Annotated in this window: 20 protein-coding genes and 1 pseudogene; 9 read left to right on the plus strand and 12 right to left on the minus strand. The window is 38.6% G+C overall.

All coding sequences use genetic code 11. The annotated features are described in order from the left end of the window. Positions 1 to 19 precede the first annotated feature (19 nt). Complete coding sequence (locus SJY45_RS15300) at positions 20 to 898, minus strand: ABC transporter permease (protein WP_215438699.1); 879 nt, start codon at positions 896 to 898, stop codon at positions 20 to 22. Positions 899 to 978: 80 nt separating this feature from the next. Between SJY45_RS15300 and SJY45_RS15305 the strand changes: the two genes are divergently transcribed. The 3 genes from SJY45_RS15305 (at position 979) to SJY45_RS15315 (ending at position 5,133) form a co-directional block, all read left to right on the plus strand. Next, positions 979 to 3,936: a leucine--tRNA ligase gene (locus SJY45_RS15305; RefSeq protein ID WP_400071825.1), complete on the plus strand. Its 2,958-nt coding sequence runs from the start codon at positions 979 to 981 to the stop codon at positions 3,934 to 3,936. Positions 3,937 to 3,965: 29 nt separating this feature from the next. Continuing rightward, a complete protein-coding gene (locus SJY45_RS15310; RefSeq protein WP_215438697.1) occupies positions 3,966 to 4,220 on the plus strand; it encodes a SemiSWEET family sugar transporter in 255 nt (84 codons plus the stop codon). A 214-nt stretch (positions 4,221 to 4,434) separates the two neighbouring features. Next, positions 4,435 to 5,133 (plus strand): zinc metallopeptidase, encoded by a 699-nt coding sequence (locus SJY45_RS15315; protein WP_400071827.1) that lies wholly within the window; start codon positions 4,435 to 4,437, stop codon positions 5,131 to 5,133. Between the two features lie 79 nt (positions 5,134 to 5,212). Here the strand turns inward: SJY45_RS15315 and SJY45_RS15320 are convergent, their stop codons facing one another. The 4 genes from SJY45_RS15320 to SJY45_RS15335 form a co-directional block, all read right to left on the minus strand. Next, complete coding sequence (locus SJY45_RS15320) at positions 5,213 to 5,725, minus strand: ferritin (RefSeq protein ID WP_215438695.1); 513 nt, start codon at positions 5,723 to 5,725, stop codon at positions 5,213 to 5,215. A 102-nt stretch (positions 5,726 to 5,827) separates the two neighbouring features. Beyond that, entirely contained in the window at positions 5,828 to 6,154 is a 327-nt protein-coding gene (locus SJY45_RS15325; protein ID WP_215438694.1) for a hypothetical protein, read from the minus strand. Positions 6,155 to 6,194: 40 nt separating this feature from the next. After that, entirely contained in the window at positions 6,195 to 6,665 is a 471-nt protein-coding gene (locus SJY45_RS15330) for an Lrp/AsnC ligand binding domain-containing protein (RefSeq protein ID WP_400071829.1), read from the minus strand. Between the two features lie 93 nt (positions 6,666 to 6,758). Continuing rightward, the gene (locus tag SJY45_RS15335; protein ID WP_400071831.1) at positions 6,759 to 8,138 is read right to left on the minus strand and encodes a saccharopine dehydrogenase family protein; all 1,380 of its coding nucleotides are present in this window, start codon (positions 8,136 to 8,138) and stop codon (positions 6,759 to 6,761) included. Positions 8,139 to 8,219: 81 nt separating this feature from the next. Between SJY45_RS15335 and SJY45_RS15340 the strand changes: the two genes are divergently transcribed. Both SJY45_RS15340 and pckA read left to right on the plus strand, forming a co-directional pair. Beyond that, positions 8,220 to 8,606, plus strand: coding sequence for a DUF423 domain-containing protein (locus SJY45_RS15340; RefSeq protein ID WP_400071833.1), 387 nt, complete (start codon positions 8,220 to 8,222; stop codon positions 8,604 to 8,606). 86 nt (positions 8,607 to 8,692) lie between these two features. Further along, positions 8,693 to 10,291 carry a phosphoenolpyruvate carboxykinase (ATP) gene (gene pckA, locus SJY45_RS15345; protein ID WP_400071835.1) on the plus strand — a complete coding sequence of 533 codons (1,599 nt, stop codon included), beginning with the start codon at positions 8,693 to 8,695 and terminating at the stop codon, positions 10,289 to 10,291. A gap of 86 nt (positions 10,292 to 10,377) precedes the next feature. Here pckA and SJY45_RS15350 read toward each other — a convergent pair. From SJY45_RS15350 to SJY45_RS15375, 6 genes and pseudogenes are all read right to left on the minus strand, one after another. Beyond that, positions 10,378 to 10,515: pseudogene (locus SJY45_RS15350) on the minus strand (uroporphyrinogen-III synthase); the annotation flags it as partial. 23 nt (positions 10,516 to 10,538) lie between these two features. After that, entirely contained in the window at positions 10,539 to 11,459 is a 921-nt protein-coding gene (locus tag SJY45_RS15355) for a hypothetical protein (protein ID WP_400071837.1), read from the minus strand. 2 nt (positions 11,460 to 11,461) lie between these two features. Beyond that, complete coding sequence (locus SJY45_RS15360; protein ID WP_400071839.1) at positions 11,462 to 12,916, minus strand: MBOAT family O-acyltransferase; 1,455 nt, start codon at positions 12,914 to 12,916, stop codon at positions 11,462 to 11,464. A gap of 377 nt (positions 12,917 to 13,293) precedes the next feature. Next, entirely contained in the window at positions 13,294 to 14,040 is a 747-nt protein-coding gene (locus SJY45_RS15365) for a uroporphyrinogen-III synthase (RefSeq protein ID WP_289038475.1), read from the minus strand. A 6-nt stretch (positions 14,041 to 14,046) separates the two neighbouring features. After that, the gene (locus SJY45_RS15370) at positions 14,047 to 14,703 is read right to left on the minus strand and encodes a DUF4271 domain-containing protein (RefSeq protein ID WP_400071841.1); all 657 of its coding nucleotides are present in this window, start codon (positions 14,701 to 14,703) and stop codon (positions 14,047 to 14,049) included. Then, positions 14,703 to 16,370, minus strand: a complete 1,668-nt coding sequence (locus tag SJY45_RS15375; protein WP_400071843.1) for an ArnT family glycosyltransferase — start codon at positions 16,368 to 16,370, stop codon at positions 14,703 to 14,705. The genes SJY45_RS15370 and SJY45_RS15375 overlap by 1 nt, the downstream gene beginning before the upstream one ends. 162 nt (positions 16,371 to 16,532) lie before the next feature. On the opposite strand from SJY45_RS15375, the gene SJY45_RS15380 reads away from it, so the two are divergent. Genes SJY45_RS15380 through SJY45_RS15390 form a run of 3 tightly spaced genes read left to right on the plus strand, consistent with a single transcriptional unit; the run spans position 16,533 to position 19,018 of the window. Next, positions 16,533 to 17,261 carry a polyprenol monophosphomannose synthase gene (locus tag SJY45_RS15380; protein WP_303404876.1) on the plus strand — a complete coding sequence of 243 codons (729 nt, stop codon included), beginning with the start codon at positions 16,533 to 16,535 and terminating at the stop codon, positions 17,259 to 17,261. Position 17,262: 1 nt separating this feature from the next. Next, positions 17,263 to 18,597, plus strand: coding sequence for a dihydroorotase (locus SJY45_RS15385; RefSeq protein ID WP_400071845.1), 1,335 nt, complete (start codon positions 17,263 to 17,265; stop codon positions 18,595 to 18,597). A gap of 1 nt (position 18,598) precedes the next feature. After that, entirely contained in the window at positions 18,599 to 19,018 is a 420-nt protein-coding gene (locus tag SJY45_RS15390) for a DUF4296 domain-containing protein (RefSeq protein WP_289061283.1), read from the plus strand. Here SJY45_RS15390 and SJY45_RS15395 read toward each other — a convergent pair. Next, positions 18,999 to 20,006, minus strand: coding sequence for an NAD-dependent epimerase/dehydratase family protein (locus SJY45_RS15395; protein ID WP_400071847.1), 1,008 nt, complete (start codon positions 20,004 to 20,006; stop codon positions 18,999 to 19,001). The genes SJY45_RS15390 and SJY45_RS15395 overlap by 20 nt on opposite strands. A 103-nt stretch (positions 20,007 to 20,109) precedes the next feature. Here SJY45_RS15395 and tyrS point away from each other — a divergent pair, with 103 nt between their 5' ends. Beyond that, the gene (gene tyrS, locus SJY45_RS15400; RefSeq protein WP_400071849.1) at positions 20,110 to 21,405 is read left to right on the plus strand and encodes a tyrosine--tRNA ligase; all 1,296 of its coding nucleotides are present in this window, start codon (positions 20,110 to 20,112) and stop codon (positions 21,403 to 21,405) included. Positions 21,406 to 21,430: the final 25 nt, after the last annotated feature.

A 21,430-nucleotide genomic window follows, 5' to 3' on the forward strand; every position in this document is an offset into this window, starting at 1 on the left:
GTTTTTAGTAATTACGGGATTAATAGTACAGTTCGTCCGTTCTTAGGTTCAGGAACCGTTGCGTGGCAAAAAATGTACTGATCAAGGAAATAAAGATGCCCAGAATAAAGATGGCTCCGTACAACAGGCCCAATTGTTCAACATCTTTAAAGAGTTCTAGTTCCGGAAAATTTTTATCCAAATAATATAATGCGCCTGTAATGGCAAGTAGGGCAATTAAAGCGCCGAACATGCCCAGTTTTACATTCATCCAAATAAAGGGCCGGCGTATAAAAGTCTTAGTGGCTCCCACCATTTGCATGGTTTTGATAATAAAACGTTTGGAATAAATGCTTAACCGTATAGAGCTATTGATAAGTAAAATGGCAATGAAAGTAAGTACGCCACTGGCAATCAGGATCCAAAAACTAATGCGCTTTACATTTTCGCTCAACAGGCCAACAAGAGGTTTGTCATAGCTTACTTCTTCCACATAGGTCTTTTTGGCAAGGTTGGTAGCCAATGAATCTATTTCCTGTGGGGTTACAAAATCTGCACGTAACTGTACGTCTATGGAGTTTTTAAGCGGATTGTACCCCAAAAAATTCTGGAAATCCTCGCCAATTTCCTCGCTATGTTGTTTGGCGGCATCCTCTTTGGAAACGAACACGGCACTTTTGGTATGTTCTTCCTGTATCAGGTTTTTCTGAAGTTGGTCAATTTCTGACTCCTTGGCTTCGTCCTTTAGAAAAATAGAAATCGTGATCTGCTCCTTAAAGTGATCGGCCATTTTTTTGGTGTTGATGACCAAAAGCCCCAAAATACCCAATAAAAATAGCACCAATGCAATGCTCAGTACCACCGAAAAGTACGATGATATCAATTTTTGTTTCTGATACTGTTCAAAAGACTTGCCCATATTCGTGTATGCGACCGTAAATTTAGGAAAGTAAATTGAATAAACTTATTTTTGCGCCACATTGAAAAGAAAGATATCAGATGCACTACGATTTTAGGAAAATAGAGAAGGAATGGCAAAACTTTTGGGCCAAAAACGAAACGTTCAAGGCCAAGAACAATTCCGATAAACCAAAATACTATGTGTTGGACATGTTTCCTTACCCTTCCGGGGCCGGATTGCACGTGGGCCATCCGTTAGGATATATCGCCAGTGACATCTATGCACGCTATAAAAGACACAAGGGTTTTAATGTTTTGCATCCACAGGGCTACGATTCTTTTGGCCTTCCGGCGGAACAATATGCCATACAGACCGGACAGCATCCTGCGGTTACTACGGAAAAGAACATTGCTACTTACCGTAGACAGTTGGATCAACTTGGGTTTTCTTTTGATTGGAGCCGTGAGGTGCGTACATCGGACCCTAAATATTACAAGTGGACGCAATGGATATTCATTCAACTTTTCAATTCTTGGTATAATAAAACAACGGATAAGGCCGAATCTGTAGAGACGTTGATTGCTGTTTTTGAGGCGGAAGGAAATGCTAATGTACAAGCGGTCTGTGATGAAGATATTGCGCAATTTTCCGCAGCGGATTGGCAGTCTTTTTCGGATAAGAAAAAACAGGAAATTTTGCTGCAATACCGCTTAACGTATTTGGCGGAAAGTGAGGTAAACTGGTGTCCTGCTTTGGGAACGGTTCTGGCCAATGATGAAATTGTAAACGGTGTTTCAGAGCGCGGTGGTCATCCGGTGATCCGTAAAAAAATGACACAGTGGAGTATGCGTATCAGTGCGTATGCCCAACGTTTGTTAGACGGGTTGAATACGGTAGACTGGCCTCAGCCGCTTAAAGATTCACAGACCAATTGGATTGGTAGGAGTGAAGGTGCTTCCGTAACTTTCAAGACCGTTACCACCGATGAAGTGCAGACCTCTTATCCCATTGAAGTTTTTACTACACGGCCCGATACTATTTTTGGGGTTTCGTTTATGACCTTGGCCCCGGAGCATGATTTGGTGGCCAAGATTACTACTGCGGAACAAAAAGCTGAGGTGGAGGCCTATATAGAAGCTACGGCAAAACGTTCGGAACGTGACCGTATGGCAGATGTAAAGACCATTTCCGGTGCATTTACGGGAGCGTATACAGAGCATCCGTTTACCAAGGAACCTATTCCGGTTTGGATCGGAGATTATGTATTGGCGGGTTATGGAACCGGAGCGGTGATGTCCGTACCATGTGGGGATCAGCGCGATTATGACTTCGCGAAGCATTTCAACATTCCTATTCCCAATATTTTTGAAGGGGTTGATATTTCCGAGGAAGCTTTTTCGGATAAGGATACGACCGTTATTGCCAATTCCGATTTTCTAAACGGATTGGATTATAAAAAAGCAACTCAAAAAGCCATTGCAGAGATTGAGAAAATTGGTGCGGGTACAGGTAAGATCAACTACCGTTTGCGCGATGCCGTTTTTAGTCGTCAGCGCTATTGGGGCGAGCCTTTTCCGGTGTATTACGTAGAGGGTATGCCGCAAATGATCGCTGCGGAGCATTTGCCCATAAAATTACCTGAGGTTGATAAATACTTGCCTACCGAAACCGGGGAGCCGCCTTTGGGCAATGCTACCGTTTGGGCTTGGGATACCGTAAACAATGAAGTTGTTTCTAACGATAAGATAGACCATAAAACCGTATGGCCGCTAGAGTTGAATACCATGCCGGGTTGGGCAGGTAGTTCGCAATACTTTAACCGCTATATGGACCCGAATAACGAGGATGAAATTTTCTCAAAGGAAGCCATTGATTACTGGCAAGATGTGGACTTGTACATTGGTGGTAGCGAGCATGCTACGGGCCACTTGCTGTACAGCCGTTTCTGGCAAAAGTTTATGTTTGACCTAGGTTTGGTACCCAAAGATGAGTTTGCTAAAAAACTTATCAATCAAGGGATGATTACGGGGACAAGTGCTTTTGTAAAAAGAAATCTTTGGGGAATTAAGCCTACAAATAGTGATTTTGATGCGAATGAGAATTTTTCGAACATCCCACAAATTTTTGTTTCTGATTCCTTAAAAGATGATAAGATTATAGATCAATTACAATCTATACTCAACGATTATAATCACGGTCAATTTTCTCCAAGAGAGTTCAAGTTTTCTCCAATGCATTCTGATGTTTCTTTTGTGAATTCTTCAGATGAATTAGATGTTGAAGCTTTTAAAAATTGGCGAGAAGAATATAACAATGCTATTTTTATAACAGAAGAGGACGGTACTTTCAAAGTCTCTCGCGAGGTAGAAAAAATGTCCAAATCCAAATACAACGTGGTTAATCCCGATGCTATTTGTGAGGAGTACGGGGCAGACTCATTGCGTTTGTATGAAATGTTCTTGGGGCCTTTGGAGCAATCCAAGCCTTGGAATACGGCAGGTATTACCGGTGTGCATAGTTTCTTAAAAAAACTATGGCGTTTGTACCACTCAGGGGCAGAGGGTGCTTTTGCGGTTTCGGAAGACGAGCCTTCAAAAGACAGCTACAAGACCTTGCACAAGACTATCAAGAAAGTAGAGGAAGATATTGAGAACTTCAGTTTTAATACTTCGGTATCTACTTTTATGATTGCCGTTAATGAGCTAAGTTCACAGAAATGTTATAGCCGTGCGGTTTTGGAACCCTTAGCAGTTTTGGTATCGCCTTATGCACCACATATTGCAGAAGAACTTTGGAAGCTTTTGGGTCATGAAGGTTCTATAGCTACCGTGGCCTTTCCAAAATTTGAGGAAAAATATTTGGTGGAAAGCAGCAAGGAGTATCCGGTTTCCTTCAACGGAAAAATGCGCTTTAAACTAGAGCTTCCTTTGGATTTGAGCAAAGATGAAATTGAAGCTGCGGTAATGGCCCATGAAAAAACACAACAACAATTACAAGGGCGAACGCCTAAAAAAGTGATTGTTGTTCCAGGAAAAATAGTTAATATCGTAGGGTAGAAAATATAAAGTCGTCAACTAAATAGATTATGGATTACATTGAAATTCTTGGGTTGGCGGCCGCTATTCTCACCACGGCAGGTTACGTGCCACAAGTGTATAAAACGTGGCGCGATAAGTCTACCAAAGACATTTCGCTCACCACCTATTTGGTACTCTTTATTGGGGTTGTGTTATGGCTTACATACGGTATATTAATAAGTAGTCTGCCCGTTACACTGGCAAACGGCATAACAGCATTTCTGCTTTTATTTATGCTGATTTTAAAATTCAAGTACAAATAGCCAAAGACATTTTGGCAGCATAAAACTTCAAAACCTCGCAAAATTGATTTGGCGAGGTTTTTGCTTTTCACTAGATCAGTTAAGTATTCGTTTTGATTAGGCAACATCCAATCCGCATAGTATTATAGACAAAGTAAGCGCGGCTGAAGTGAGCGTTAACAAAATGAAAGGTTTTTGATTATCTTTAAATTCAAATCTTAATAAGAATAAAATTATGATGGGATATTATATATTGATTGGTGCCATAGCTCTGGTAAGCTGGTTGGTAAGTAGTAAGCTTAAAAGCAAGTTTAAGCACTATTCTAAAGTGCATTTGAGTAATGGCATGAGCGGAGCCGAAATCGCCGAGAAAATGTTGGCTGATCATGGTATTCGCGATGTTAAGGTCGTTTCTACGGCTGGTATGCTTACGGACCATTACAATCCAAAAAACAAGACCGTAAATTTAAGTGAAGGTGTGTATAACCAAAGAAACGCTTCCGCAGCGGCTGTAGCGGCTCACGAGTGTGGCCATGCGGTACAACACGCACAGGCCTATGAATGGTTGACCTTGCGCTCTAAATTGGTGCCTGTTGTTAGTGTTACTTCAGGATTATCTATGTGGGTTGTTTTTGGTGGACTTATGCTAGGAGCTGCCAGTGGTGCTGGTTTAGGGAGATATGTTGCAGTTGCCGGTTTAGTGATGATGGGTATGGCTACGTTATTCAGCTTAATTACTTTACCTGTGGAGTACGATGCCAGTAACCGTGCCTTAGCGTGGTTAAAAGCCAAGAATGTAGTAACACCACAAGAATACAAAGGTTCGGAAGATGCTCTTAAATGGGCGGCAAGAACGTATTTAGTAGCGGCAATTGGCTCATTGGCTACTTTGGCGTATTGGGCTATGCAAGTATTCGGTGGTAGTAGAGATTAGTTTCAAAGACGATAAAGCAATTAAAAAGGCTGTCCAAAATGAATTGGACAGCCTTTTTAATTTGAGTTAATCTAATATTTTATTCCGCTTTAATGCGCTCGTCTATAAATTTTAAGGCGATACCATCGCGACCCATAATTTCGAATAGGTCAAGAATATCACGCATTGTTTTTTCTTCTTCCAATTGTTCCGTAACGAACCACTGTAAAAAGTTCTCCACACCAAAGTCATTGTTCTTTTTGGCCGAAGCAACAATACTGTTTATAGATTTGGTTACCTCAATTTCTTGGCTCAAAGCAGTTTCAAAAATTTCTTCCAATGAAGAGAAATCGTGATTTACGTTTCCAATTTCGGGAGATAGGGCGTTACCGCCACAATCGTTCACGAACTTAAAAATCTTCATCATGTGTTCTCTTTCTTCTGCCGCTTGTGCGTACAAAAAGTCTGCGCTTCCTAAATAACCACGTTGGTCACACCATGATGCCATGGCTAAATATGATGCAGATGCTTTTCCTTCCATTTGTATTTGGGCGTTGAGCATATCCATGCTCTCTACCTTAATACTCATCTGTTGTCTTGCTATATCTTTCATTGTCTTTTTCTTTACTTAACGTAAAGTTATCAATAAAGTATGCGTATAACTAGGCCTTTAACCAATTTATAACTGGTTTTAGACTGATTAAAAATAGGATGTTTAGCCTCTTGAGGTAAGGGAAGGTGTCTGAGCTGCAATATCAAGCAAGAAAAATACACCGGTAAGCAATTCTTTAAGGTCAAGAACCTCGAGGGTATTCAAAACAAAAAGGTGCTCTTTATTACAAAGGGATAAAATTTCAAAACCATGCGGATTCTTGTCCTCATCAAAATGGTCTTCAATGTTTATGCTCCAAACCCTCTGGCGTAAGGCAAGCAGTTGGCAAAACGATAAACGCACTACCTTTTGACCCAGGTCTATATAAAAGCATCTTTCCTTATCGGATTGGAAAAATGTATAGTATTGTGATGAATGAATGCGTTCCATTGGGGACAAAAATAATCCTTATTTAGATTTAATCCAAACATTATATCTGAATTTGTCGATCAATTTGTTGGGCCAAGGAAATAAAGGTCTCAGTACGGGATACCCCTTCTATTTGTTGAATTTCTTTGTTCAATACGTGCATTAGGTGCTCATTGTCCCTGCAGAGTACTTTTATGAGGATAGACCAATTCCCCGTAGTGTAGTGACATTCAAGCACTTCTGGAATTTTTTCCAGTTGCTTGACCGCAACGGGGTTGCTCATGGCCTTATCTAGGTAAATGCCAATATAGGCCATGGTATGGTACCCCATAATTTTAGGGTTGATAACAAACTTGGACCCTGAGAGTAGGCCGGAAGACTCCAGTTTTCGTAAACGTTGGTGGATTGCGGCACCGGATATACCAATGTTTCGGGCTATTTCAAGAATGGGTTTTCTAGCATCTTCCATGAGATACCTTAGAATTTTCTTGTCAATACCGTCAATTTTAACTTTATCGTTACCTAGTTTCATGAGTTGAGTTTCAAATTGATGGTAAAAGTAGCTATTATTGTTTGAATTTTGTAGAAAGATGTTTCCTCTTCATTGTCGAAATGTGAAGGATGCCTATTCGCCATTGGACACAGAATCAGGATTATACCCTAAATACGGCACTTCATATTCCTTAAAATCGATACCATAGGTTTTGAGTTCTTTTAAAATAGGTTCATAGACCTCCTTTTTAATCGGAATTTGGACACCAGGCGTAGTGATTTTTTTGTTCAATATGGCCAAAGTGGCTATGGCAACGGGTAAGCCCACGGTCTTGGCCATGGCCGTATGAGTTCTGTTTTCTCCAATAACTACCATATTGGCATCTATTTGGTGTTTTTGGCCGTGTAGCTCATAACCGAACTTATGGTACATAACAATCATATCCTTATCGGAATCTTTTAGCGTCCAACTATCCTCAAGAATATACTGTAGCGCTTGCGCGGGTGTGGCATTCTTTAGGGGTATAGTCTTGTTCTGGTCAAAAAGGTTCAGTTCCAGTACTTTGTCCCACATACTGTCATCCTGATCTATTTTTAGGTAGTGACGTAGTTTAAGTTCTACCGAATCCGTTGGGGAATACGGCAGAAATAGGTTCGTAAATTCTCGGTAGGACATGTTCTCGGAATTCTCGAGCGTATAGCTATCATCGGTCATTCCCAATTGTACGAACATATTCCAAGCCTTGGAAAATCCGGTCCTGCGCATTGTGCCCCTATAAAGGGTAAGTGCATCTTGTAGACCGTAGGCTTCCCTGTAATTTAAAGAATCTCTATTGGCGTAGCCTTCAAAACGTCCGTAACCTTCAATGTCAAAAAACTCCGTACGACGAAACAGTTTGTGGTAAGGAACATACTTGTACGTGCCTTCTTGGATGAACTTGGCAGCACCTCCTTGGCCGGCTAGCACTACATTTCTTGGGTTCCATGTAAATTTGTAGTTCCAGAGGTTGGTGTCGCTTTCGGGGGCGACGAGTCCACCGCAAAAAGACTCGAACAATACTATTTTTCCGCCTTGATCACGAATTCTATCAATAATCTGCATGGCACTCATATGGTCTATTCCGGGGTCTAGACCAACTTCGTTCATAAAAACAAGACCTTTTTGCTTAACCTCTTCATCCAAAGCCTTTAAGGTGTCACTTACGTAAGATGCGGTTACCAAATGTTTCTTGAGGGCAACGCAGTCTGCGGCAATCTTGCTGTGTAAAAATGCGGGAAGCATAGAAACCACAATATCCGAGCGTGAAATGATGTTTTTTCTATCTTCTTCATTCTGTATGTCCAGATGGATGGCCGTACAGTTCTTGTGGTCCCGTATGTGTTGGGGCAGGTTTTCCGGATTAAGGTCGCCAATAGTAAGATGTAATTTTTCTTCTTCAGATTTTTCCAAGAAATAATCCAAAAGGTACGATGTGGATTTTCCTGCTCCGATAACAAGTATATTTCGCGACATTTAGTTTTGTACTTTTAATATGTATAACGAGAGACTAAGGTAGTGATTGTTATATTTATAAAAAAATACATCATATAAGTTATGAACAAAACAATATGTCTAACGGGAATTGCATTAGGGGTAACTGCGGTTATTTTGGGTGCGTTTGGTGCCCATGGATTGGAAAAATTAGTAGATGCCAATTCTATTCAAACTTTTGAGACGGGTGTAAAATACCAAATGTACCATGCATTGCTTTTGCTTGTTTTGGGTAGTATGAAACAGTTGCCCGAAGCTAGTAAAAAATTGATTTTCTATTTTCTCTTAGCAGGTATTATCTGTTTTTCTTTTTCAATTTATCTGTTGGCAACAAATAGTTTAAGCAGTTTTGATTTTAAGGTCATTGGGCTGGTAACGCCACTTGGTGGGACCTTGTTGATTATTGGTTGGAGTATATTTGGTTATCGACTTTTCAAACATTTTGACTAATAAATTCTCATTTTAAGGAGTGTTGAATTATTATTTTGATAATTTTGACGTCTAAAATAAACTCTCAACTAACAATTCTTTAAAAAATGGGAAAATCTATTTCTTTAAAATCGTACGGTATAACGCACGATAATTTACATTATCAGCTATCGCCATCAGAATTAGAAGCCATTACGCTAGAGCGAAAAATGGGTAAAAAAGCATCATCCGGTGCTTTGGCAGTAAACACAGGGGAGTTTACCGGAAGGTCTCCTAAAGACCGCTTTATTGTTAAGGACGCCATAACCGAAGAAAAGGTCTGGTGGGGCGATATAAATATTCCGTTTGAACCTTCTGAATTTGATGCTTTATATGATAAGGTCATTGCTTATCTAAATGAGAAAGAATTGTTTGTTAGGGACTGTTATGCTTGTGCAGACCATAATTACAGGATGGACATCAGAGTAATTAACGAGTATCCATGGTCCAATCAATTTGCATATAACATGTTCATTCGTCCTACGGAAGAAGAACTAAAGAATTTTGAACCGGAATGGACCGTAGTAAATGCCCCGGGTTTTATGGCCAATGCCGAAGTAGATGGTACAAGACAACATAATTTTGCCATTCTAAACTTTACAAGAAAAATAGCTTTAATAGGAGGAACCGGGTATACGGGAGAAATCAAAAAAGGAATATTCTCTGCTTTAAACTTTATACTCCCGGTAGAAAAGAATACCATGCCAATGCATTGTTCTGCAAATGTGGGCAAGAAAGGTGATACGGCTATCTTTTTTGGACTCTCGGGCACTGGAAAAACTACCTTGTCTACGGATGCTTCCCGAAAATTGATCGGTGACGATGAGCATGGATGGAACAATGAAAATGCCGTTTTTAATTTTGAAGGGGGATGTTATGCAAAGGTCATTAACCTATCTCAAGAGAACGAGCCGGAAATTTTTGGTGCCATAAAAAAAGGTGCAATTTTAGAGAATGTTATTATGGATGAAGCTGGCAATGTAGATTTTGCCGATACTTCCATTACTCAGAATACAAGAGTAAGTTACCCTATCTATCATATTGAGAACGTTCAAAGACCGTCCATAGGAAAGAACCCAAAAAATATTTTCTTTTTAACGGCAGATGCCTTTGGGGTGCTTCCTCCAATATCTAAACTTACGCCAAGCCAGGCGGCATATCATTTTATATCTGGCTATACTGCTAAAGTGGCCGGTACGGAAGCTGGGGTTGTAGAGCCCATACCTTCATTTTCGGCTTGTTTTGGCGCGCCATTTATGCCTTTGCACCCCGCAAAATATGCAGAAATGTTAAGCAAGAAAATGCAGGATGCCGGAGTTAACGTATGGTTGGTGAACACAGGTTGGACCGGAGGTCCTTATGGTGTTGGGACGCGCATGAAGCTAAAATATACCCGTGCTATGATAAACGCTGTCCTTAATGGCGATTTAGGTTTGTACAATTATGACGATTACCATATTCATTCCGTTTTTGGAGTGGCGCAACCAAGAGAGTGCCCTGGTGTTCCAACAAAAGTGTTGAGCCCCAGAGCTACATGGAACGATGATCAGGCCTATTATACTACAGCCTTTAAGTTAACGAACGCATTTAGGGAGAACTTTAAAAAGTTTGAAGCTTTTGCAAGTGAGGAAATACGCCGCGGCGGGCCACAGCGTTATGCATTTTAGGCCTTTTGTAGAAAGGATAAAACAAAAAGAAACCCTTTGTACAATTTGTGAACAAAGGGTTTTTTTATAGCGTAAAGCAAGTGGTCTTACTTCTTGTTTGCCGTAGTAATATATTTCTGAAGCGCCATGGTCATAGATGGTGTTTCGGGTGTTGGAGCCTTAATGTCTATCCGTAGGCCTGCGTCTGTAGCCGCATCAATAGTAGAGTTGCCAAAAACGGCAATTTATAAGAGTTAAACTCTTGCTTTCAATTGGTTGAAGTGGCTTTGAGATACCTCGAAACTTGAAAAGCTGCTTCTTTATGGCCATAACAAGTCCAATGGTGGTCGTTTTCAAATGACCATGATTTGGAATTGGGATAATTTAGTTTAACAAATTTCATCTCATTTTCTTTAAAAATATTTAGAACTTCTTCAGAAGTTTCAGGTCTTAAGATGAATACAGTTTGATTAAGATTATAATTTTTTTTGGTAAATTCTATGAGACTCAGAAATTCCTTAGAAAAGTCTGATTCTTGTTGAAGGGGAGAGGTAGAACTTTTTTTTCTTGAGAATAACTCATTTAGTGGGAATTTTGAATAGAGATAGTAAATGAACTTGAGTTTGTATAGTATTTTTTTCGCTAAGGGAGACTTTAATTCACTCGGAAGCACTTTATTTTTTTGTAAGTCAACTTGAGTTATGTCTTTTCTTCGTTTTATCAAGGATATGCTTTCGGTCAAATCATTGTCGCTAATATAAATTAAGCTCAAATGAATATTAGGTATTCTCTTCATATTGGCTTTATTTACTTCAAGAGCTTCTATAAATGATATTCCTGATCTTCCGAATTCAATAAAGTTGTAGTTTCTTACCATTTTGTTTAGAAAATATGATTGTCGGCATTCATCGGGATTCATAAAGTTTTCAATAAAAGAATCACCTATTATTAAAATTTTAGAACCATTTAGATTGATTTCTTGCCCTGGCCATCCATCATTATTTATCCTCCATTTATGTTTTCCTCCTTTCCAGTAACCAGTTTGGTGAGGTAAGTATTTTTGAATGCCATTTTTCCATATTTTTCTATTTGGTATTTCCGGGGTCAGATAGAAAAATCTACTGATGATTTCGGCTAATAAAAATATTAGAAAAGCATAAATGCTGAATTTTGTGATAAATTTTTTCATCTTTAAAATTGAAAATATATAAAAGAATTTGGAACATCATCATCATAAAAATAGAAGAAACAAAAGATTACAAGACAATAAATAAAGAAGCGGAGGTGCTTTGACTCAAAATTAAATGGTGAACGCTCATTCTTTCGAATTAGAAATTCATAAACATTGAAGCAAATAAGAAGTATAAGAATAGGGGTTAAATTTTTGTTTTGTGGATGTGTATATTCGGTATATTCAAAGTTTGAAAATATTCTCTTAATATATCCAAATGATTGGTCTAATGTACTTGATCGAAAAAATATTCTCGAAAATGAAACTATTGTGAATGTCAGACAAATCTGAAAAATTTCCTTGACGCTTGGAACACATGATTTTTCTGCAACCACACTGTTTTTATATATAGTATTTCTTCCCGTTAAAAAAACAGGTATATAAGCTAGGGCATGAAAACCGCCCCAAAAAATAAAAGTCCAATTAGCTCCATGCCAAAATCCACTTACTAGGAATATTATGCAAATATTTCTGACTGATTTTATTTTACTTACTTTAGAACCTCCTAGAGGAATGTATAAGTAGTGCCTGAACCAAGTTGATAATGAAATATGCCACCTTTGCCAATATTCTGCCACGTTTCTAGAAAAATTGGGAAATTTAAAATTTGACATAAGTTCTATGCCGAGGAGTTGCGCAGTTCCAATGGCAATGTCTGAGTATCCTGAAAAATCAGTGTAAACTTGAAAGCTGAATAGTATTATGCCTAAAATCAAAATTGGACTAGAGTAATCGTGATAATTGGAGAAAATATCATCAACAAGGGGTGCTATAGTGTCGGCAATAACTACTTTTTTGAATAGTCCATAGAGAATCAATTTTATTCCGCTTGCGCCGGCTTGATAACTGAAGACTCTTTTTTTTGAAATTTGACCTAACAAATTTGAGGCTCTCTCAATTGGTCCCGCAACTAATTGAGGAAAGAAAGCAACAAATGTAGCAAATGCGAGAAAATTTTTAGTTGGGACTATGCGTTTGTAGTAAACATCTAATGAATAGGACATTGTTTGAAAAGTGTAAAAAGATATACCGACAGGAAGTATAATATTTAACGTCCATGATTCTTGATGGGAATAGCCAAATATTGTAAATAAATCAATCCAGGATTGTATAAAAAAATTACAGTACTTGAAAAATGCAAGAAGAGAAAGGTTGAAAATTATGCTTGCCCAAAGCCACAGTTTTCTTTTTTTTGGATTGCATTCATTCTTGTGTATATTAATTCCCACAATGTAATCCACTACTGAACTTAAAAAAATTAAAGACAGAAAACGGTAATCCCATAAACCGTAAAAGAAATAACTGGCAAAAAGTAAAAATAAATTCTGAATGCTTAATCTTTTAGCAAAAATGCTCCAATAAAATATGAAAATTATGGATAGGAACAGTAGGTAAGGAATTGAATTAAATAACATATTATTTTTTTACAATTAACTCCCTTTGGTTAAGGATTGTGTGTTAATAGGGAATCTAAATATGTAATTTAAAGTTGTTGGCTCTTAATTTTATAATTGAATCAGTTGTGCGTCCCTATTTATGTTTATGTAAACATAACGACTTTGTCAAAAGTGAAAGAGATTAATTGTGTGGATGGAAACTTTTTAGTTATTGTTAGTTTGATTGATGGTGTTTTTGGTAAGATTGTCAAAAGCAATTAGTAGATTGTTGGGTATTTATCAGTTAAACCCTTCCGATTTTGACAAGAGTCTCGAATTTAGAAAGTATTAAAAGGAAGAAACCCTTTGTTCAAGTTGTGAACAAAGGGTTTTTTTATAGCTTAAAGTAAGTGGTCTTACTTCTTGTTTGCCGTAGTAATATATTTCTGAAGCGCCATGGTCATAGACGGTGTTTCTGGCGTTGGAGCCTTAATATCTATCCGTAGACCTGCATCTGTAGCCGCATCAATAGTAGAGTTGCCAAAAACGGCAATTCTTGTGTCGTTCTGCTCAAAATCAGGGAAATTCTGTAATAAGGATTCAATGCCCGAAGGGCTAAAGAATACCAAAATGTCATAGTATACATCCCTTAAATCGGACAAGTCGCTGATTACGGTTTTATAGAAAACAGCTCTCTTCCACTCAATGTCCAGACCGTCTAAAATTTCAGGTACAATAGGCTTTAATGCATCCGAAGATGGCAATAGAAATTTTTCGCCTTTATACTTTTTGAACAACGGAACCAATTCAATAAAGTTACGCTTGCCCACATAAATCTTACGCTTGCGGTAAACTACATATTTCTGTAAGTAGTAAGCTACAGCCTCCGACTGACAGAAATATTTCATGGAATCCGGTACTTTGAAGCGCATTTCTTCAGCAATTCTAAAGAAATGGTCAACAGCATTTCGGCTGGTTAAGATGATTGCCGTATAGTTCTTCAGGTCTATTTTTTGCTGTCGTACTTCTTTAGCATCTACACCTTCCACATGAATAAAAGGTCTGAAGTCAACTTTAACTTTTTCCTTATCTATCAGTTTCGAATACGGTGAGTTTTCCATCTTCGGTTCTGGTTGCGAGACCAAAATCGTCTTTACTTTCATATAAACCTATTGTTTAAGATAACTGCCAATGATAACAAACGGGGAAATTTCGAGAGCGCAAAGGTACAAAATAAAATAGAAAAAGTAGGAAGTGATAAATTTTTGGTGATTCCTTAACACTGTAACCCACCCGATTACATTTATGAGGAGGATTAAAAGTATGGCTATATAGACCACAGCTGCCGAGCCCTGCGCTACGTAAGCCAGTATTACGTTGGCCAAAAACATGATAATTCCGCTATAATTTAGGTAGGATAATTTTTTAAAAATAAGTTCTCCAATGGTCTTCCCGGAACCAAAAATGAACCCATTGCCTAGCTGTAAGATTATTTTTACGACAATAAACCCTAAAATACTGGCTAAGATTATGGGGTACATGAACGGGTATGCATCATTGGTATCACCTCTCAAAATTTGCCGCGCCATGTAAACGAATAACGAAAAATTGATAACCTGGAAAATGGTAAAGAATATATGGAACCAATTCATCAACTTTTCCTTTTTACTGTACATAAAGATGTACTTGTTGTTGAAAGGAAGTATTATGAAATTTAGAAAACGGCTATAGAACAATCCTTTTGCCAGTACTAAAAATACAATACTGCTAATGAGTATAATGGTAATCCAATCGGCAGTGCCGGCAGTTCGTAATATGGGTTCCATTATTTTAGTTTTGTGTTTCGTCCGTTAATGCCATAGTTGAGTCCGTTCTCCATTATACCTATTCTAACGTATTTTGGATCATTTAATTTTCTGGGCTTTGGAAATTTAAAGGTATAGGTAAGCGTATCCTTAGCTTTAATATGTGTAACCGAAGAATTTTTTAACTGGGCCTTAATGGGCAAACGGTCCTTTACTTTTTTAGAGGCGTTCATGTAAGCCACATTGAACCTGAGCTTATTTAGGTCTATATCAAAATCGTACGGATTGTATAGCTCAAAAGTCTGCTCCTGCTCAAAGTCAAAACTTATAGGCACTTCCAGTAGGGTTCTGAGTTTTCTAAAAGTTTCAAAATTGTCTATGTATTTGCCATACATTTTGGTGCCATCACTTTTTGTAAAGGTAAGTTCGGCATCGGAGGAGCGCTTAGATAGATACAGTATTTTTTTGTGCTGTACTTTAGATTCAGAATCATCAATAGAGTATTGATTGAGCCTGTAGCTTTCGTTATTAAGGGAATAGGTGTCATTACCGGAATAAAATGCGAACATGGGAGCGTTACGATATGAGTTCTCAAACACCAAAGGCGTGTTGCCTACCTTGTCCGTTACGTCTTTAATCAGTTCAATATTGCCATGGGTCTCATAGTAAATGGGAGACATAGGTTCATAAATAAGTCCCGCCCTTAGAAAGAGAATAATAGCGATATTTACAAGGCCCATTCTGTATATCCATTTTTTTGCAATTTCATTTTCCATCATAAAACGGAAAACAACAATTATAAGCGGAATAGAGATTACAATAATCCATTGGGTCTGAATCCTTCTATTGAAGCTGGAGATAAAGAAGAAAATAAGCACTCCAAAGATTAAAAAGAGGAGGGCTCTGGTAAACTTGTCGCTTGCTTTAGCTTTAAAAAGACCCCAGTAAATCCATGGAAAGGTAAAACCAAAGATGGCCACAAGATTTACAAAATACCCTAATGTATACTTATTAAAGCTGTAAGGGTCGTTAGGACGGTCAAAGAGATGATAGTTTATGGTAACAAATTCATTCTCGTACAACCAGATAAAATGCGGTACATAGCAGAGTAAGGCAACAATGACAGAAAGCCATGCATATTTGTTTAAAACCAATTTTAGATTGGAAAGCAGTATAAATATGATGACCAAGGCCGCATGATACTTGCTGTACATTAATCCAGCCATGGTAATGCCCATGACAATACCCCAAAAGAGGTCTGGTTTTTCAATAAACCGCTTGTAAACGTATAATAACAATGCGGTAAAGAATAGCAACGGGGTATCCGGCAGGGTCAAAAAGCCATAGGCGTTCAAAAGCGTCATGGAATAGACCAGTACAAAGAAGTGAACCACATAGTCCTTCTTTTTAGGGTGGTCTACAATGTTCCAAAGAATGAATAAAGTGGCAGACGAAAGAATACAACTCATAAATCTAACTCCCAGCTCGCCGTTAAAAAAGAAACTGCTAATTTTAATGAGAACGGCAACCATAGAAGGGTGGTCAAAATAGCCCCATGCCATGTTTTGCGCAAAATGCCAGTAATATGCCTCGTCAAAAATAAGAGGGGTAAAATAGGATTGAAGCAGGTTTAATAAAAAACCTATACCTAGTAAGATTAGAAAAATTCGTGGCAGTTTAGACTTCATTCTTTAGTTGGTGTCTCAAATAGAGGCTAGGTCTATTGTTGTTAGAACGCTCAAAATTACGAATTCTGATAGATAGCCGACCTTTAAAAATTTCACAATTCCATAGTTGGCATTTTTTGGAGACTTTTAAAATGTTATTTTTGTCAAAATTCAAGCGAATCCGTGTCAGACAGCCTAGTTATTATCCCCACTTACAACGAGATAGAGAATATAGAAGCTATTATTAGAGCGGTCTTTGGTCTCACTAAAGATTTTCATGTTCTTATAGTAGATGACAACTCGCCGGATGGCACTTCTGCAAAAGTAATAGAGTTGCAAAAGGAATTTTCCGGAAGACTTTTTTTAGAGGTCAGAAAGCAAAAATCCGGGTTGGGTACAGCTTATATACACGGTTTTAAATGGGCCATTGCAAAAGGATATGACTACATTTTTGAAATGGATGCCGATTTTTCTCATAATCCAGAAGATTTGTTAAGGCTTTATAGGGCATGTGCCAATGGTGCGGATGTAGTTGTAGGTTCACGTTATAAAAAAGGAGTGAACGTGGTAGATTGGCCTTTGTATAGGGTGTTACTTTCTTATGGTGCTTCTTTTTATGTAAAGATGATAACGGGAATGCGTGTTCATGACCCTACTGCTGGCTTTGTAGTCTACAGACGTCATGTTCTAGAAAATATAAGTCTAGATTCCGTACGGTTTATAGGGTATGCTTTTCAGATTGAAATGAAATTTAGGGCGTATCTCAAAAATTATAAGATTGAGGAAGTGTCTATCATATTTAGAGATAGAGTAAGGGGAAAATCAAAAATGTCGTCATCAATTATCAATGAAGCTATCGTTGGCGTTTTTATGATGAAAATGCGCAGTATGTTTCAAAAATCTAGATTTTAGTATGGGAAAAATATTGATTAAGAATGCCAAAATCGTAAACGAGAACTCGATTTTTGAGAGCGATGTTTTGCTTCAAGATGATATTATCATGAAAATTGAAGCTAATATTTCTGATGATACCGCTAAAATTATAGATATCGAAGGTAAATACCTTTTGCCGGGAATTATAGATGATCAGGTGCATTTTAGAGAGCCGGGCCTTACGCATAAGGGAGATATCTCCTCCGAAAGTAGAGCTGCCGTAGCTGGTGGAATCACAACTTATATGGAGCAGCCCAATACCAATCCGCAAACTACTACCATAGAAAAGTTAGAGGAAAAATTTCAAATGGGTGCCAAGTCCAGTTTTGCCAATTATTCATTTCCTTTTGGAGGTACCAATGATAATTTGGAAGAATTAAAACGACTGGATAAAAACGCCTGTTCAGGTGTAAAACTCTTTTTGGGGTCTTCCACAGGTAATATGCTGGTAGATAATGAAGAAGTAATCGAGAAGATTTTTAGAAATACAGAAATGGTAATCTCGGCACATTGTGAAGATGAGGGAACCATTAAAAGAAACCTTGCCGAGTATAAAGAGAAGTACGGAGATGATATTCCTGTAAAATACCATCCTATTATAAGAAGTGAAGAGGCTTGTTATCTTTCTTCTTCAAAGGCTGTGGCATTAGCTAAAAAAACAGGTGCCCGTCTACATGTTTTTCATTTGTCTACCGGAAAGGAAACAGATTTGTTCAGGAACGATATTCCGTTAGAGCAGAAGAAAATTACAGCAGAGGTCTGTGTGCACCATTTATGGTTCTCAGAAGCGGATTATGATACCAAGGGTACTTTGATTAAATGGAATCCTGCAGTGAAAACGGCAACGGATAGGGACCAGTTGTGGAAAGCATTATTGGATGATCGTTTGGATGTTATAGCAACGGATCACGCCCCTCATTTATTAAGTGAAAAAGATAACGTGTATACCAAAGCGCCATCGGGCGGTCCATTGGTGCAACATGCACTCACCGCTTTATTGGATAAAGTGCATGAGAATGTGATTTCCGTAGAAAAAGTGGTGCAGAAAATGTGTCATAATCCCGCTATACTATTTCAGATTGAAAAAAGAGGTTATATTAGAGAAGGCTATTTTGCAGATTTGGTAGTGGTAGATATGAACGCTCCTTACCAAGTAACAAAAGAAAATATAGCGTACAAATGCAAATGGTCTCCGTTTGAAGGTACTACCTTTAAGTCTTCTGTGACGCACACATTTGTTAACGGTCACTTGGCCTATGAAAACGGAAACTTTTCTCCAGAGCGCAATGCAAGGCGATTAACATTCAACAGATAATATGAAGAAGTTAGCAGCGGTTCTGGTATTTTTTACGATTATATCCTGTAATGAGCAGCTTTTGGAAAAGCCTGAAAACCTTATTCCAAGGGAGCAAATGGTGGCCATTCTTCAGGACTTGGCCGTAGTAAACGCTGCCAAAACAACTAATATGCAGGTGCTCAGGGACAATGATGTAGAGCCTATGGACTATATTTTTGAAAAGTACAATATAGATAGTTTGCAACTGGTAGAAAGTGATCGCTATTACGCTTCGTTACCTGTGGAATACGAAAAAATTTATAAGGAGGTAGAGGCTAACCTTGAGTCTGAGGCCAAGGTTTTGGAAGAGCAGAAAAAGGTGAACGATAGTCTTAGAGTAGCCAAGGAAAAAATAGAAAGGGAAAAAGCCAAGGCTAAAGCTAATGATACTCTTCCTTAAATTTTTCACAACATAAAGAAATGGTTTCATCCAACGCCTCAAATTCAAAGTTCAAGGCGTTTTTTATTTTTTGGTTGTTGTATATTTCTCGGTGCCTTAAGGAATGAATAGAGTTTTTGGTGATTCTCCTTCCGTTTTTAAAGAATAGGTTTTTTAGCCAATCTAACCATCTTCCTATTTCAAGTTGCCAATATTTTAGTTGCACGGATGGCGGCTTTATACCAAGCTCTGCAGTTATTTTGGTCAGAATCTCTTTGAACGTCAGATTTTCAGCTACGGCAATATAGCGTTCGTTGGTAATTTCTGAATCCATTAAGGTTACCATCATTTTAATCACGTCATGCACTGTGATAAAGCCTGTGCCGCCAGGAGGGTAAAACCGATACCCTTTTTTTGCTACGGTAAACAAATCTCCACTACCGCTATGCCAGAATCCCGGACCTATGATTACCCCGGGGTTGACCATAACTACGGGCAAGCCTTCTTGGGAACCACGCCAGACTTCCATTTCCGCTGCTTGTTTGGTAAGTCCATATACATTGGCTTCACGAGGGGTCCATGCATTTTCTTCATCTGCCATGCCACTTCCCAATGTTCTTCCTATGGCGCCAATGGTACTGGTATAACATAGCTTTTGTACACCATGGGCAATACATAGGTTTACAATATTGGCGGTTCCTTCTGTGTTTATTTTTTCTAGCGTATCAAAGTTTTGAGGGTCAAATGAAATAAGAGCTGCAGTGTGGTATACGTGGGTAATCTGGTCAAAAGCGATTTCCAAGGCGGGAATATCTATAATATCGGCCTCTACCCATTCAATTTTATCAAATAGGATTTGGGCATCATCTGTGTAATACCCAAAAATTTTGCGCACACGTTCCAGATTGCTTTGCTTTCTGTGAATGGCCCTAACGGAACTACCGCTCTGCACCAATTTCAATAAAAGATGCGAACCTACCAACCCCGTTCCTCCTGTAACCAATATCATGTTCCAAAGTTAGCGAATAGCGATGAATAATTTCCTGTATTATTCAAGGGTTGGGCGGCGATTTACTTTTATATTTGCAGCTAAATTTACAGAATAGACGGACATGACTTCAAACTTTGTAGAAGAATTAAAATGGAGAGGCATGTTGCATGACGCAATGCCGGGAACCGAGGAACATTTAATGAACGAAATGCAATCTGCCTATGTGGGTATTGACCCTACTGCAGATTCTTTGCACATTGGCCATTTGGTAGGGGTAATGATGTTACGTCATTTTCAATTGGCAGGCCATAAACCTTATGCGCTTATTGGTGGTGCTACGGGTATGATAGGTGATCCTTCCGGAAAATCAGCAGAGCGTAATCTATTGGACGAGCCTACGCTCCGTCATAACCAAGAAGCTATAAAGGAACAATTGTCGCGGTTTTTGGATTTTGATGGTGATGGGGACAATGCTGCCATCTTGGTCAATAATTATGACTGGATGAAGGATTTTTCGTTTCTGGATTTTATAAGGGACGTGGGCAAGCATATTACCGTAAACTATATGATGGCCAAGGATTCGGTTAAAAAGAGACTTTCAGCGGAATCCAAGGAAGGAATGTCCTTTACCGAGTTTACCTACCAAATGGTACAGGGGTATGATTTTCTGTACTTGTACCAAAACCATAATTGTACGTTGCAAATGGGCGGTAGTGACCAGTGGGGAAATATTACCACAGGTACGGAACTTATAAGAAGAATAGGAGGGGGTAAAGGCTATGCCCTTACCTGCCCGTTGATTACAAAAGCGGATGGTACTAAATTCGGTAAGACCGAAGGGGGTAATATTTGGCTTGATTCCGAAAGGACTTCGCCCTATAAATTTTACCAATATTGGTTGAATACCTCAGATGTAGATGCTGAGAAGTACATTAAAATATTCACGTTTCTTTCCAAAGAAGAAATAGAAGAGTTGATAAAAGAGCACCAAGAAGCACCGCACATACGTGCTTTGCAGAAGCGTTTGGCCGAAGAGATTACCGTAATGGTGCACTCACAGGAAGATTTGGAAAATGCTCAAAAGGCTAGTAACATTCTTTTTGGACGGTCTACTTCGGAAGATTTAAAAGGTTTGAACGAAAAGACTTTTTTAGATGTTTTTGACGGAGTACCGCAAGCCGAAATTTCTAAAGAGGAGCTTACTCCAGGATTGGATATGATTGGTGCACTTGCGGATAAAACGGGGTTTTTAGCATCAAACAGTGAAGCAAGAAGGGAGCTGAAACAGAATTCTATCTCTGTAAATAAAGAAAAAGTAAAAGCAGATTATCTTATTACGGATAGTGACTTAATCAACGGCAAATTTGTTTTGTTACAGCGGGGTAAAAAGAACTATTTTGTTTTAGTGGTACAATAGTTCAGCTGTTTTTTAAGATAAAAGG

It is taken from the genome of Zobellia russellii (assembly GCF_044597075.1).
GTDB lineage: Bacteria > Bacteroidota > Bacteroidia > Flavobacteriales > Flavobacteriaceae > Zobellia > Zobellia russellii.